The sequence below is a fragment of the Pseudomonas sp. PP3 genome (assembly GCF_905336995.1).
Lineage (GTDB): Bacteria > Pseudomonadota > Gammaproteobacteria > Pseudomonadales > Pseudomonadaceae > Aquipseudomonas > Aquipseudomonas reinekei.
In genome coordinates, this window is sequence record NZ_HG995459.1 from 117,018 (window position 1) to 129,903 (window position 12,886).

Below are 12,886 nucleotides of genomic sequence, written 5' to 3' on the forward strand. Positions count from 1 at the left end.
TAGGGTTGCCTTACTCAATATTCTGCACTTGTTCGCGCATCTGCTCGATCAACACCTTGAGGTTGACCGCAGCCTGGGTGCTGCGCGGGTCGAAGGCTTTGGAGCCCAGTGTATTGGCTTCGCGGTTGAGCTCCTGCATCAGGAAGTCCAGGCGCCGCCCGGCAGCGCCGCCGGACTTGAGTACCCGGCGAACTTCAATGATATGAGTGCTCAGGCGATCCAGTTCTTCGGCGACGTCGCTTTTTTGCGCGAGCATGACCATTTCCTGCTCCAGGCGCTGCGGGTCCATGTCGGCCTTCATGTCGGCGAAACGGTCGAGCACTTTCTGGCGCTGGGCGGCGAGCATCTGCGGAACCAGCTCGCGCAAGGTCACCACGTCTTCTTCAATGGATGTCAGGCGTTCGTTGATCAACCGTGCCAGCTCCGCGCCTTCGCGCTCGCGGCCGGCCTTCAGCTCTTTGAGGCCCTGGTTGAACAGCGCCAGCGCCTCGGCATTCAAGGCTTGCGGGTCGGTGGCATCGCCCACCAGCACGCCGGGCCAGGCCAGGACTTCCAGCGGATTCAGCGCTGCCGGGTTCTTGATCAGGCCGGCAATGGTCTCGGCGGCCGCCACCAGCTGCGCGGCGCGCGCCTGATCAACCTGCAAAGATTTGCCGGTGTTTTCTTCGGTGAAGCGCAGGGTGCATTCGAGTTTGCCCCGGGACACACCTTGCCGCAGGGCTTCACGGACGGCGCCTTCGAGGTCGCGAAAGGACTCTGGCAGGCGCAGGTGGGGTTCCAGGTAGCGGCTGTTGACCGAGCGCAGTTCCCAGCTCAGGGTGCCCTGGACGCCGGCGCTTTCGACGCGGGCGAAGGCGGTCATGCTGTGCACCATGGAGGTACCTCGCAATGCAAATCGGCGCGGAACTGGCATTCCGGCAATCCGATATCAATGAATTAAAGCCGACTGGCAGCAAAGGCGCAGGATTGTAGCGCAGTGGCGACAATGCGCCCAAACACACGGAGTGACAAACGGCTACAGGTCGTCGGGCACGGGCCGTTCAGAGCCTTCGCTCGTCCGAGGATTTTTTTAGAAGTGCCCAGTCGTGGCTGGCAGCTCTATAATGCTCCGCAGTTTTCCGTCCCCGTACAGGTATCCCTTATGAAACGTCCAAGTGGTCGCGCTGCCGATCAGCTCCGCTCGATCCGCATTACCCGCAACTACACCAAACACGCCGAGGGATCTGTACTGGTCGAGTTCGGTGATACCAAAGTCATCTGCACCGTCAGCGTTGAAAACGGCGTGCCGCGTTTCCTCAAGGGCCAGGGCCAGGGTTGGTTGACCGCCGAGTACGGCATGCTGCCGCGCGCTACCGGTGAGCGTAACCAGCGTGAAGCGAGCCGCGGCAAGCAAGGCGGCCGCACCCTGGAAATCCAGCGCCTGATCGGCCGCTCCCTGCGCGCTGCGCTGGACATGTCCAAGCTGGGCGACGTCACCCTGTACGTCGACTGCGACGTGATCCAGGCTGACGGCGGCACCCGCACTGCGTCCATCACCGGCGCCATGGTTGCGCTGGTTGACGCCTTGAAAGTCATCAAGAAGCGCGGCGGCCTGAAAGGCGGCGACCCGCTCAAGCAAATGATCGCCGCTGTGTCGGTGGGCATGTACCAGGGCGAGCCGGTGCTCGACCTCGATTACCTGGAAGACTCGGCAGCCGAGACCGACCTGAACGTAGTGATGACCAGCACGGGCGGTTTCATCGAAGTCCAGGGCACCGCCGAAGGCGCACCGTTCCAGCCGGAAGAGCTGAACGCCATGCTGGAATTGGCCAAGCAAGGCATGAACGAAATCTTCGATCTGCAAAAGGCTGCGCTGGCTGACTGACCGGATTGTTCCACGCAAGGAGGACGTTATGAGTGATGAGCAGCTGCCACTTCCCACGCCGAGCCGTGAGGTTCGCCAATGGGCCATGTTTTGTCACTTGTCCGCCTTGCTCGGGATCTGGATTCCGTTCGGTACCCTGATCGGGCCGTTGATTCTCTGGCAGCTGAAGCGTGAGATGGATCCGTTCGTCGATGCGCAAGGCAAGGAAGCGCTGAACTTTCAGATCACCGTCGCCATTGCTTCCACCATTTGCTTGCTGCTGATGGTGGTGATTGTCGGGTTCTTCCTGTTTGGTCTGGTGGCGATTGGGGCGTTGGTGCTGACGATTATTGCCGGCGTGAAGGCTAACGAGGGCTTTCCGTATCGATATCCGTTCACGTGGCGATTGATCAAGTAAGTCGGTACGCCTCTGGTTAATGAAAATGCCCCGCTTGTCGGGGCATTTGTATTTTTATTATCAAATAATTTCGGCAGTAACTTGTACTTACTTCCTTACACCTTTAGTCACAACTGCAGGGCCGAAGTTCTATCCATATCCTTGGCAACGAGACTTGGCGATTGTTAAAGTTGCCCCAAGTAATATTTATCAGAAATATTTCGATATATTCAGTCCATTGACGGACCCTGAAAGTAACCATAATCAGCGTTGAAAACAATCAACCTGTTCATGAGGCGTGTCCAGGTAAATAGTTCGCCCCTGAATGAATAGCCAAGAATGACCAATGATTCAGCTCGATTTTTACGGAACCCTTGTCGCCGCTTCCTTAGTACTGTTATTAGGTCGCGGACTTGTCACACGTGTCGGATTTTTACGCGCTTACAATATCCCTGAACCTGTAGCGGGTGGCCTGTTGGTTGCCTTGGTTCTTTTGATATTGAGATTGCTCGATATGGAAGTCCGGTTTGATACCTCGCTACAAACTCCATTGATGTTGACATTTTTCGCCACCATTGGCTTGAGTGCAGACTTCGCCAGCCTGAAAAAAGGCGGGCGCGTAGTGGGGATTTTCCTGTTGGCGGTGACCGGGCTGCTGGTGGTCCAGAACGCCATGGGTATCGGGCTCGCGACGGCGTTGGGCCTCGATCCGCTGATGGGCTTGCTGACAGGTTCGGTGACGTTGGCAGGTGGTCACGGCACGGGTGCTGCGTGGGGCGCGACCTTCAGTGAGAAGTACGGTCTGGCTTCCGCCTCGGAGCTAGCCATGGCCTCTGCGACGTTTGGACTGGTGCTGGGTGGTTTGATCGGTGGGCCGGTTGCTCGCCTGCTTATCAAGCGTACTCATGTGCCCGGCTGCAATGGACAGGAAAAGCCGCGGGTGCCAAAGGGTTTTGAGCAGCCGAACAAAGAGCGTTCGATTACGCCATTTTCGTTTATCGAGACACTCGCACTGATCGCCGTGAGTTTGTTGGCGGGCAATCTCCTCAATGGCATGCTCCGCGAAACGGCATTTGAGTTGCCGACGTTTGTATGTGTCTTGTTCGTGGGTGTGATCTTGCGCAACGGACTTTCTGCATTTGGCTTGTATCAAGTGTTTGAGCGCGAAGTCTCTGTATTGGGGAACGTCAGTTTGTCGCTGTTTCTGGCGATTGCGCTGATGTCGCTCAAATTGTGGGATCTGGCGGCACTGGCTTTGCCGATCTTCATTATTCTGGCCGCGCAAACGCTGGTCATGGCACTGTTTGCAATATTCGTGACATTTAGAATCATGGGCAGCAACTACGACGCTGCAGTGCTGGCGGCGGGACATTGCGGCTTTGGATTGGGTGCCACGCCAACGGCCATCGCCAACATGCAAGCGGTGACACAGCGCTACGGGCCGTCGCAGATTGCGTTTCTGGTAGTGCCGATGGTGGGCGCTTTCTTCATCGACATTGTTAATGTCATTGTCATCAAGTTGTATTTGGCGATGCCGCTTTTCGGCGCGGCTTGAAATTCAGCTCACTTAAGCCGGCTCAAAAAAATGCCCGTATCTTCCGATACGGGCATTTTTCATGTTCGAACAACGTCGAACTTCTCTATCAGCGACAAGCCTTTAGATTGTCAGCGTCCAATCGTAGTCCACGATCAGCGGCGCATGCTGCGAGAACCGCGGCTGACGTGGCAGGCGTGCGCTGCGTACGAAGCGGCGCAAGCCCGGGGTCAGCAGCTGGTAGTCGAAGCGCCAGCCGAGGTTGAGCATCTCGGCCTGCTCGTTATCCGGCCACCAGCTGTACTGGTCGCCTTCACGGCTGACTTCGCGCAGGGCGTCTACATAACCCATGTTGCCGACAATCTCGTCCATCCAGGCGCGTTCAGGCGCCAGGAAGCCCGGAGATTGCTGGCTGTCGCGCCAGTTCTTGATGTCCAGCTTCTGTTGCGCCACGTACAGCGAGCCACAATAAATGTACTCGCGGCGTTTGCGCCGTTGCTTGTCCAGGTACTTGGCGAAGTCATCCATGAGCTTGAATTTCTGGTTCAAGTCTTCATCGCCGTTCATACCGGATGGAAGCAGCAAGGTTGCAATACTGACTTTGTCGAAATCGGCTTGCAGGTAGCGCCCGTAGCGGTCGGCCGTCTCGAAACCGAGACCGCTGATGACAGCCTTCGGTTGCAACCGCGAATACAAAGCCACACCACCTTGGGCGGGGACTTCGGCGTCGCAGGCATAAAGGAAGTATCCATCCAGTTGGAAGGCTGGATCGTCCAGTTCAAAGGCGGAGGCACGGGTGTCCTGCAGGCAGATGACGTCGGCATTCTGTGCCTGCAGCCAACTGAGCAAACCTCGCTCGACTGCAGCCTGAATACCATTGACGTTCACACTGATGATCCGCATAAATGGCCCCAAAAATCGCGTGCGTGTATGATACACGGCGTCAAGCTAATTAGCTAAATCCGTGGTATTTGGGGTTTTTTTCATGCAAGCGTATCAGCGCGATTTCATTCGTTTTGCCATCGATCGCGGCGTTTTGCGCTTCGGTGAGTTCACCCTGAAGTCCGGGCGTACCAGTCCTTACTTCTTCAATGCGGGCCTGTTCAACTCGGGTTCCGCCCTGGCGCAGCTGGGTCGTTTCTACGCCGCTGCCATTGTCGAAAGCGGTATTTCTTTCGACGTTCTGTTCGGTCCGGCCTACAAAGGCATTCCTTTGGCGGCAACCACTGCCGTGGCATTGGCCGAGCATCACAACCGTGACCTGCCATGGTGTTTCAACCGCAAGGAAGCCAAGGCCCACGGCGAAGGCGGCAGTCTGGTCGGCGCACCGTTGACCGGTGAAGTGCTGATTATCGACGACGTCATCACCGCCGGTACCGCGATCCGTGAGGTGATGCAGATCATCGCCTCCCAGGACGCCGCCAAGGCCGCCGGCGTGCTGATCGCCCTGAACCGTCAGGAGCGCGGCAACGGTGAGTTGTCGGCGATCCAGGAAGTCGAGCGTGATTTCGGCATTCCGGTGATCAGCATTGTTTCGCTGAATCAGGTACTGGAGTTCCTGGCCGACGATCCGCAGCTCAAACAGCACTTGCCCGCCGTAGAAGCCTACCGCGCCCAATTCGGCGTTTGATGCAAATCCCTTTGTGAGGGCGAGCTTTTGTGACGAGGGAGCTTGCTCCCGAGACACTTCAACTCGGTTCATCCGTTGGACCGCAACGTTCCGGGGTGGCTTCGCCACCCAACAGGAGCAAGCTCCCTCGCCACAGGAAGGCATTTGTTTACAAGGATCGCAGATAAAAAAGACCCCGCTCAGCCAGGCTGAGCGGGGTCTTTTTGTGTGCGCTATTGCTTACGGACGCTTGCGATTGCTGATCAAGGTGCCGACGCCGGTATCGGTGAAGATTTCCAGCAGGATCGCATTCGGAACGCGACCGTCGATGATCAGCGAGCTACCCACGCCGCCCTGAACCGCTTCCAGCGCGCAGCGGATCTTCGGCAGCATGCCGCCGTAGATGGTGCCGTCGGCGATCAGATCGTCGACTTGCTGGGTCGTCAGGCCGGTCAGGACCGTGCCCGACTTGTCCATCAGGCCGGCAATGTTGGTCAGCAGCATCAGTTTTTCGGCTTTCAACGCCTCGGCGACTTTACCGGCCACCAGGTCCGCGTTGATGTTGTACGACTCGCCGTTGGCGCCGACACCGATTGGCGCGATCACCGGAATGAAATCGCCTTTGACCAGCAGGTTGAGCAGGTCAGTGTTGATGCCGACGACTTCGCCTACATGGCCGATGTCGATGATTTCCGGTGTGGTCATCTCCGGCGTCTGGCGGGTGACGGTGAGCTTCTTCGCGCGAATCAGCTCGGCGTCTTTACCGGTCAGGCCGATGGCGCTGCCGCCATGACGGTTGATCAGGTTGACGATGTCCTTGTTGACCTGGCCACCGAGGACCATTTCCACCACGTCCATGGTCGCGGCGTCGGTAACGCGCATGCCGTCGACGAAATGGCTCTCGATCGACAGGCGTTTGAGCAGGTCACCGATTTGCGGGCCGCCGCCGTGAACGACCACCGGGTTGATGCCCACGGCTTTCATCAGCACGATGTCGCGGGCGAAGCCGGTTTTCAGCTCCTCGCTTTCCATCGCGTTGCCGCCGTATTTGATCACCAGCGTCTTGCCGACATAGCGGCGAATGTAAGGCAGCGCTTCGGACAGGACCTTGGCGGTGTTGGCGGCGGCTTCGCGTTCGAGGGTCATTCAGGGCTCCGGGTGAATCAGAACGGTAGTTGGAGATCAGGTGCAACACGCTTCAGCTGGGCGTGGAAAACGTCCTTGATGCGTTGCAATTCAGCCTCGTCATCGGCCTCGAAACGCAGGACCAGCACCGGTGTGGTGTTGGAGGCGCGAACCAGGCCCCAGCCTTTGGCATAGTCGACTCGCACGCCGTCGATGGTGGTCAGGTCAGCGCCTTCGCCCCACTGCGCGTCGTGCAATGCATCAATGATGCTGAATTTGCTCTCTTCGGTCACATGGATATTGATTTCCGGCGTAGAAATATCGTTCGGGAAGGTCGCGAACAGCTCTTCGGCCGAGGATTTTTCCTTGCTGAGGATCTCCAGCAACCGCGCGGCGCTGTAAATGCCGTCGTCGAAACCGAACCAGCGCTCCTTGAAGAAGATGTGCCCGCTCATTTCGCCGGCCAACAGGGCGCCGGATTGTTTCATTTTCTTTTTGATCAACGAATGCCCCGTCTTCCACATTAGCGGACGACCACCGTATTCCTTGATCAGCGGGATCAGGCGGCGGGTGCATTTGACGTCAAAGATGATTTCCGCATTCGGGTTGCGCGCCACGACGTCGCGGGCGAACAGCATCAGCAGGCGGTCCGGGAAGACGATGCTGCCGGTGTTGGTCACAACGCCCACGCGGTCGCCATCGCCGTCGAAGGCCAGGCCGATGTCGGCGTTGGTTTCCTTGACCTTGGCGATCAGGTCGATGAGGTTTTCAGGCTTGCCCGGATCCGGGTGGTGGTTCGGAAAACTGCCGTCGACTTCGCAGAACAGCGGGATCACTTCGCAGTTCAGCGCTTCGATCAGTTGCGGGGCGATGACGCCGGCTGCGCCGTTGCCGCAGTCCACGACCACTTTCAAGCGTCGGGCCAGCTTGATGTCCTGGACGATTTCGGTGGTGTAGCGGTCGAGGATCTCGACTTTGGTGATGCTGCCCTGGCCGCTGCTCAGGTTGTTGGTCTTGAGGCGGTCGTGCAGGGCCTGGATCTGTTCGTTGGCCAGGGTGTCGCCGGCGATCACGATTTTGAAACCGTTGTAGTTCGACGGGTTGTGGCTGCCGGTCAGCATCACGCCGGATTTGCCGGCCAGAACGTTGGCGGCGTAGTACAGCGCAGGCGTCGGCACCAGGCCGACATCGCTGACGTGGCAGCCACTGTCGGCCAGGCCTTGAATCAATTGTTCAACCAGCTCCGGGCCGGACAGACGGCCGTCGCGGCCAACAGAAACGTTGGGTTCATTCTGGGCCAGGCTCTGGGCGCCGATGGCGCGACCGAGCCAATAAGCCGTTTCTGCGTTCAGGAATTCGGGGACGGTGCCGCGAATGTCATAGGCGCGGAAAATGCTGTCGGGAAACTTGGGGGCGACGCGGGCGGGGGTGCTCATCTGTAGCAATGCTCCATCTCGAAAGTGGCTGGACAGGCCGCCGATACATATGGCGGTCGGCTCAAACTGAAGGGTATGACGGCGATTTCCACAGAGAGTTCGTGGTGTGAAAGGGCCATGCCATCCAGGTAAGCAAGTGTTTGGCCAGCCAATGTCCTGATTTTCAGTGATAAACCTTCCAGATGACGTCTTCGCAATTTGTGGCGAGGGAGCTTGCTCCCGCTGGGCTGCGTAGCGGCCCCGATTTTTGTGAGTGCTGCGCACTCAAGCGGGAGCAAGCTCCCTCGCCACAAGGACGTCATCTTCCGATCAGTGACTGCCGGTATGGCCGAAACCGCCCGTGCCGCGCTCGGTTTCCACAAACTCTTCAACCATTTCGAAATGCGCCTGCACCACCGGCACCAGCACCAGTTGCGCCAGGCGCTCGCCGACCGGCATGGTGAATTCAGTCTGGCCGCGGTTCCAGCAGGAGACCATCAATGGCCCTTGGTAATCGGAGTCGATCAGGCCGACCAGATTGCCGAGCACGATGCCGTGCTTATGGCCCATGCCCGAGCGTGGCAGGATCAGCGCAGCGAGGTTCGGGTCGCCGATGTAGACCGACAGGCCGGTAGGGATCAGCACGGTTTCACCCGGTTTGATCACGGTGTCCTGTTGCAGCATGGCGCGCAGGTCGAGGCCGGCGGAGCCTGGCGTGGCGTATTGCGGCAGCGGGAATTCGGTACCGATGCGAGGGTCGAGGATCTTGGCTTGCAAAGCGTGCATGTAAATTAAACCTGGTTCAGACGTTCGGCGATAAAAGTGATCAGCTGGCGAGCAATTTTGCTCTTGCTGGTCTGGGCGAAAAGTGTGGCGTGAAGCTCGCGGTCGATCACGCTGCAGGCGTTTTCTTCGCTGTTGAAGCCGATGCTCGGGTTGGCGACGTCGTTGGCGACGATCAAATCGAGATTCTTGTCTTTCAGCTTGCGGGCGGCGTAATCGAGCAGGTGTTCGGTTTCGGCGGCGAAACCGACACTGAACGGACGATCGGGGCGTGTGGCGATGCTGGCCAGAATGTCCGGGTTACGGACCATTTGCAGGACAAAACCGTCGCCGCTTGTAGGGTCTTTCTTGAGTTTTTGTGGGGCAACGACTTCCGGGCGGTAATCCGCAACCGCAGCCGAAGCGATGAAAATGTCGCACGGAATCGCGGCTTCGCAAGCGGCGAGCATGTCGCGGGCGCTGACCACGTCGATGCGCGTGACCCGGTCCGGTGTCGGCAGGTGCACGGGACCACTGATCAGGGTGACTCGGGCGCCGGCTTCTACCGCGGCCTCGGCCAGGGCGAAGCCCATTTTGCCGGAACTGTGGTTGGTGATGTAGCGCACCGGGTCGATGTTTTCCTGAGTGGGGCCTGCGGTAATTACCACGTGTTTGCCGGTCAGCGCCTGACGCTGGAAGCAATCGGCGGCGAGCAGTGCGAGGTCGGTGGCTTCGAGCATGCGCCCAAGGCCCACGTCGCCACAGGCCTGGCTGCCGGAGGCCGGGCCGAAGACCTTGATCTCACGGCTTTCGAGGGTCTGCAGGTTGGCCTGGGTCGCGGGGTCGCGCCACATGGCCTGGTTCATCGCCGGGGCAACGGCGACGACGGCGTCTGTGGCCAATACCAGCGTGGTCAGCAGGTCATCGGCGATGCCTTGGGCCAGACGCGCGATCAAGTCCGCGGTGGCAGGGGCGATCAGTACCAGATCGGCCCATTTCGCCAGTTCGATGTGGCCCATCGCGGCTTCGGCCGCCGGGTCCAGCAAATCCAGGTGCACAGGGTGCCCGGACAGTGCCTGCATGGTCAGCGGGGTAATGAATTCGGCGCCGCCGCGGGTCATGACCACGCGTACTTCGGCGCCTTGGTCCATCAGGCGGCGAACCAGGTCGGCGCTCTTGTAGGCAGCAATGCCGCCGCCGACGCCCAGAACAATGCGTTTCCGATACAGCCGCTGCATAGGCCTGCCTTTCAATTCGTTGATGACTGCGTTGCGAAACCCCCTCCCCAGGAGTGAATTCGCCCGCAAAAAAGATGGGCTACGATATCACAGCGACCGCTACGGAACAGCGGCGCCCACAGACAGGGAGGTGCTATGAGTATTCGTGATTGGCCGGCGGCTGAGCGGCCGCGGGAGAGGTTACTGACGCTGGGTGCGTCGAGTCTTTCAGATGCCGAGTTGCTGGCGATTTTTCTACGAACCGGCGTGTCCGGCAAAAGCGCGGTGGATCTGTCGCGGCATCTGTTGAGTCAGTTTGGCAGTCTGCGCTCACTGCTCGAGGCCGATCTGGCCACGTTCAGCTTGCACTTGGGGCTTGGGCCCGCGAAATTCGCTCAGTTGCAGGCAGCGCAGGAAATGAGCAGGCGCCACTTGGCCGAGCGTGCACGGCAAAAACCGGCACTGGAAAGCCCGCATGCCGTTCGCGAATACCTGAAATCGATGTTGCGCCACGAGCCGCACGAAGTGTTTGGCTGCCTGTTTCTGGACTCCAGGCATCAGGTGCTGGGCTTCGAAGCGCTGTTTCGCGGCTCCATCGACAACACCAGTGTGCATCCGCGGGAGGTGGTCAAGCGTGCGCTGGCAAACAACGCAGCGGCGTTGATCCTCTGCCACAACCACCCATCGGGAAACACGGCCCCCAGTCAGGCGGATCGGGTCTTGACCAAGCGCCTGCAAGAGGCGCTGGAATTGATCGATGTACGAGTGCTCGACCATTTCATCATCGGTGACGGTGATCCGCTTTCGATGGCCGAGTACGGGTGGATGTAGCGGGGGCGGTGCGCTGGGCGCGAGCTTCTGTGGCGAGGGAGCTTGCTCCCGCGGGGCTGCGTAGCGGCCCCAACGATGTTGTGAGCGCTGCGCACTCAAGCGGGACCAAGCTCCCTCGCCACAAAAACCGCTCCCATGGTTTCTACTTGAGGTTGACCTTCGAGTAATCCTGACGGCCAAACGGACTGACCGAGTAGCCATCGACGTTTTTACGCGTCAGCGCGAAGGCCGTCGGATGCGCCAGCGGCAGCCACAGTGCCTGCTGTTGGATCTGCGTCTGCGCCTGTTCGTAGAGCTTGGTGCGCACACCTTGCTCGCCGGTGGTCTTGCCGGCGCTGATCAGCTTGTCCAGATCCTGGTTGCAGTAGCGCGCGAAGTTGGTGCCGGACTTGACCGCCGCGCAGGAAAACTGCGGCGTGAGGAAGTTGTCCGGATCGCCGTTGTCGCCGGCCCAACCCATGAACAGGATGTCGTGCTCACCGGCCTTGGCGCGGCGGATCAGCTCGCCCCATTCGATCACCCGGATTTCGGCCTGAATACCGATTTCCGCGAGATCAGATTGCAGTAACTGGGCGCCCAGGCTCGGATTTGGGTTCAGCAGGCTGCCCGACGGGCGTGTCCAGATGGTTGTCTGGAAACCGTCCTTGAGCCCGGCCTTGGCCATCAATGTCTTGGCTTTCGCGACATCATGGGGATAGCCCGGCAGGCCCTTGGCGTAACTCCAGGTGTTGGGCGGGTAAGGGCCGCTGGCGGGTTCTGCGGTGTCTTCGAACACGGCTTTGACATAGTTGGCCTTGTCGAAGGCGAGGTTGATCGCCTGGCGCACTTCAGGTTTGTCCAGCGGCGGGTGCTGGCTGTTGAGGGCGACGAACGCGGTCATGAAGGCGTCAGTCTTTTCCACTTTAAGCGTTGGCTCTTTCAGCGCGGCTTGTACGTCCAGCGGCTTGGGCGACAAGGCAATCTGGCACTCGTTGCGGCGCAGTTTCTGCAAGCGCACGTTGGCGTCCGGAGTGATGGCGAAGATCAGCGGATCGACCGAAGGCTTGCCACGGAAATAGTCAGCGTTGGCCTTGTAGCGGATAGACGCGTCTTTCTGGAAGCGGGTGAAGACAAACGGGCCGGTACCGATGGGCTGATTGTTGAGTTTTTCCGGAGTCCCGGCTTTGAGTAGTTTGTCAGCGTATTCGGCCGAGTAGATCGAGGCGAAGCCCATGCTCAGGGTCGGCAGGAACGTCGAATCCGGGTGGTCGAGGGTGAAACGCACGGTCAGCGGGTCGAGGGCGTCGATTTTCTTGATCAGTGCCGGCAGTTGCATCGATTGCGCATGCGGGAAGCCGCTCTGGGCGACTTTGTGCCACGGGTTGGCCGGGTCGAGCATGCGGTCGAAGCTGAATTTCACGTCCTCGGCGGTGAGTTCGCGGGTCGGGCTGAAATACTCCGTGCGGTGAAATTTCACCTGCGGGTGCAATTTGAAGAGGTAGACCAGGCCATCGGGGCTGACTTCCCAGCTGTCGGCGAGGCTGGCGACCACTTTGCCGCTGGTGGTGTCGAAGTCCACCAAACGGTTCATCAGCACATCAGCCGAGGCGTTGGTGGTGGTCAACGAATTGTATTGCACCACGTCGAACCCTTCGGGGCTGGCCTCGGTGCAGACGCTCAGGGCGGCGGCCTGGGCCAGTGGGCTCAGCAACAGAGGGGCAAGCAACAGCGGTAGGGCAGCGAGGCGCATGGTCGGATTCCTTTACAGATCGAAGGCCCATCTGCAAGTGCAGTCTGGAAAAGGCCTACCCTAGTGGGCTCTTTTGCAAATGACTATCCCCTTTTTCATTTTGAGGGGACTATAGGCGCCTGATTTGAATGAGCCTTGGCTGAGAAACCCTCGGAACGGCGAGTCGGACGTTTCTCTGCGACGAGCGGTCAGAATCGACGACAGCCTTTATCCAAAGCGCCTGGCGCGCGAAAAGTGGGGTTTTTATCCATTCAAGGCACAGCGAATGTTGTTGCTCTCTAGTCTTTCTGGTATAAAGCAGCGCTCTTTTCTAGGGGCCCGGTTCCTTCACTGTAGGTGTAGCCGGTAAGACCTCTAAAGAAACGCGGCGCCTGGCGCCAAATGACTGAGAGATTAAGCGGCCAACCCATGCCGGGTTGGGCAT

General features: G+C 59.2%; 11 protein-coding genes and 1 pseudogene. 5 read left to right on the forward strand and 7 right to left on the reverse strand.

What is annotated here, in order from left to right; all coding sequences use genetic code 11:
* Positions 1–10: 10 nt before the first annotated feature.
* Complete coding sequence (locus KHO07_RS00535) at positions 11–874, reverse strand: YicC/YloC family endoribonuclease (RefSeq protein WP_150734010.1); 864 nt, start codon at positions 872–874, stop codon at positions 11–13.
* Between the two features lie 267 nt (positions 875–1,141).
* Here KHO07_RS00535 and rph point away from each other — a divergent pair, with 267 nt between their 5' ends.
* From rph to gltS, 3 genes are all read left to right on the forward strand, one after another.
* On the forward strand, positions 1,142–1,864 hold the full coding sequence (gene rph / locus KHO07_RS00540; protein ID WP_150734011.1) for a ribonuclease PH: 723 nt from the start codon (positions 1,142–1,144) through the stop codon (positions 1,862–1,864).
* 28 nt (positions 1,865–1,892) lie between these two features.
* A complete protein-coding gene (locus tag KHO07_RS00545; protein WP_212626228.1) occupies positions 1,893–2,261 on the forward strand; it encodes a DUF4870 domain-containing protein in 369 nt (122 codons plus the stop codon).
* 325 nt (positions 2,262–2,586) lie between these two features.
* Complete coding sequence (gltS, locus tag KHO07_RS00550) at positions 2,587–3,795, forward strand: sodium/glutamate symporter (RefSeq protein ID WP_212626229.1); 1,209 nt, start codon at positions 2,587–2,589, stop codon at positions 3,793–3,795.
* 102 nt (positions 3,796–3,897) lie between these two features.
* Here the strand turns inward: gltS and KHO07_RS00555 are convergent, their stop codons facing one another.
* Positions 3,898–4,677 (reverse strand): exodeoxyribonuclease III, encoded by a 780-nt coding sequence (locus KHO07_RS00555; protein WP_053163881.1) that lies wholly within the window; start codon positions 4,675–4,677, stop codon positions 3,898–3,900.
* Between the two features lie 82 nt (positions 4,678–4,759).
* Here KHO07_RS00555 and pyrE point away from each other — a divergent pair, with 82 nt between their 5' ends.
* Positions 4,760–5,404 (forward strand): orotate phosphoribosyltransferase, encoded by a 645-nt coding sequence (gene pyrE, locus KHO07_RS00560; protein ID WP_212626230.1) that lies wholly within the window; start codon positions 4,760–4,762, stop codon positions 5,402–5,404.
* A 219-nt stretch (positions 5,405–5,623) separates the two neighbouring features.
* On the opposite strand, the gene argB is transcribed toward pyrE, so the two are convergent.
* The 4 genes and pseudogenes from argB to coaBC all read right to left on the reverse strand — a co-directional run bounded on the left by argB (position 5,624) and on the right by coaBC (position 9,923).
* Positions 5,624–6,529: an acetylglutamate kinase gene (argB, locus tag KHO07_RS00565; protein WP_008047078.1), complete on the reverse strand. Its 906-nt coding sequence runs from the start codon at positions 6,527–6,529 to the stop codon at positions 5,624–5,626.
* A gap of 17 nt (positions 6,530–6,546) precedes the next feature.
* A pseudogene (locus tag KHO07_RS00570) lies at positions 6,547–7,923 on the reverse strand (phosphomannomutase/phosphoglucomutase); the annotation flags it as partial.
* A 330-nt stretch (positions 7,924–8,253) separates the two neighbouring features.
* Positions 8,254–8,709, reverse strand: a complete 456-nt coding sequence (dut, locus tag KHO07_RS00575; RefSeq protein WP_150734015.1) for a dUTP diphosphatase — start codon at positions 8,707–8,709, stop codon at positions 8,254–8,256.
* Between the two features lie 5 nt (positions 8,710–8,714).
* The gene (coaBC, locus tag KHO07_RS00580; protein ID WP_150734016.1) at positions 8,715–9,923 is read right to left on the reverse strand and encodes a bifunctional phosphopantothenoylcysteine decarboxylase/phosphopantothenate--cysteine ligase CoaBC; all 1,209 of its coding nucleotides are present in this window, start codon (positions 9,921–9,923) and stop codon (positions 8,715–8,717) included.
* A gap of 135 nt (positions 9,924–10,058) precedes the next feature.
* Between coaBC and radC the strand changes: the two genes are divergently transcribed.
* Entirely contained in the window at positions 10,059–10,733 is a 675-nt protein-coding gene (radC, locus tag KHO07_RS00585) for a DNA repair protein RadC (protein ID WP_150734017.1), read from the forward strand.
* A 142-nt stretch (positions 10,734–10,875) separates the two neighbouring features.
* Here the strand turns inward: radC and KHO07_RS00590 are convergent, their stop codons facing one another.
* Positions 10,876–12,462, reverse strand: a complete 1,587-nt coding sequence (locus tag KHO07_RS00590; protein ID WP_212626232.1) for an ABC transporter substrate-binding protein — start codon at positions 12,460–12,462, stop codon at positions 10,876–10,878.
* Between the last annotated feature and the right edge of the window lie 424 nt (positions 12,463–12,886).

Bases quoted from the DNA above. Each gene is read 5' to 3' on its own strand.
- dut (WP_150734015.1), bottom strand. From the start codon at position 8,709: ATGCACGCTTTGCAAGCCAAGATCCTCGACCCTCGCATCGGTACCGAA.
- coaBC (WP_150734016.1), bottom strand. From the start codon at position 9,923: ATGCAGCGGCTGTATCGGAAACGCATTGTTCTGGGCGTCGGCGGCGGC.
- KHO07_RS00535 (WP_150734010.1), bottom strand. From the start codon at position 874: ATGGTGCACAGCATGACCGCCTTCGCCCGCGTCGAAAGCGCCGGCGTC.
- argB (WP_008047078.1), bottom strand. From the start codon at position 6,529: ATGACCCTCGAACGCGAAGCCGCCGCCAACACCGCCAAGGTCCTGTCC.
- rph (WP_150734011.1), top strand. From the start codon at position 1,142: ATGAAACGTCCAAGTGGTCGCGCTGCCGATCAGCTCCGCTCGATCCGC.
- KHO07_RS00590 (WP_212626232.1), bottom strand. From the start codon at position 12,462: ATGCGCCTCGCTGCCCTACCGCTGTTGCTTGCCCCTCTGTTGCTGAGC.
- radC (WP_150734017.1), top strand. From the start codon at position 10,059: ATGAGTATTCGTGATTGGCCGGCGGCTGAGCGGCCGCGGGAGAGGTTA.
- pyrE (WP_212626230.1), top strand. From the start codon at position 4,760: ATGCAAGCGTATCAGCGCGATTTCATTCGTTTTGCCATCGATCGCGGC.
- KHO07_RS00545 (WP_212626228.1), top strand. From the start codon at position 1,893: ATGAGTGATGAGCAGCTGCCACTTCCCACGCCGAGCCGTGAGGTTCGC.
- KHO07_RS00555 (WP_053163881.1), bottom strand. From the start codon at position 4,677: ATGCGGATCATCAGTGTGAACGTCAATGGTATTCAGGCTGCAGTCGAG.
- gltS (WP_212626229.1), top strand. From the start codon at position 2,587: ATGATTCAGCTCGATTTTTACGGAACCCTTGTCGCCGCTTCCTTAGTA.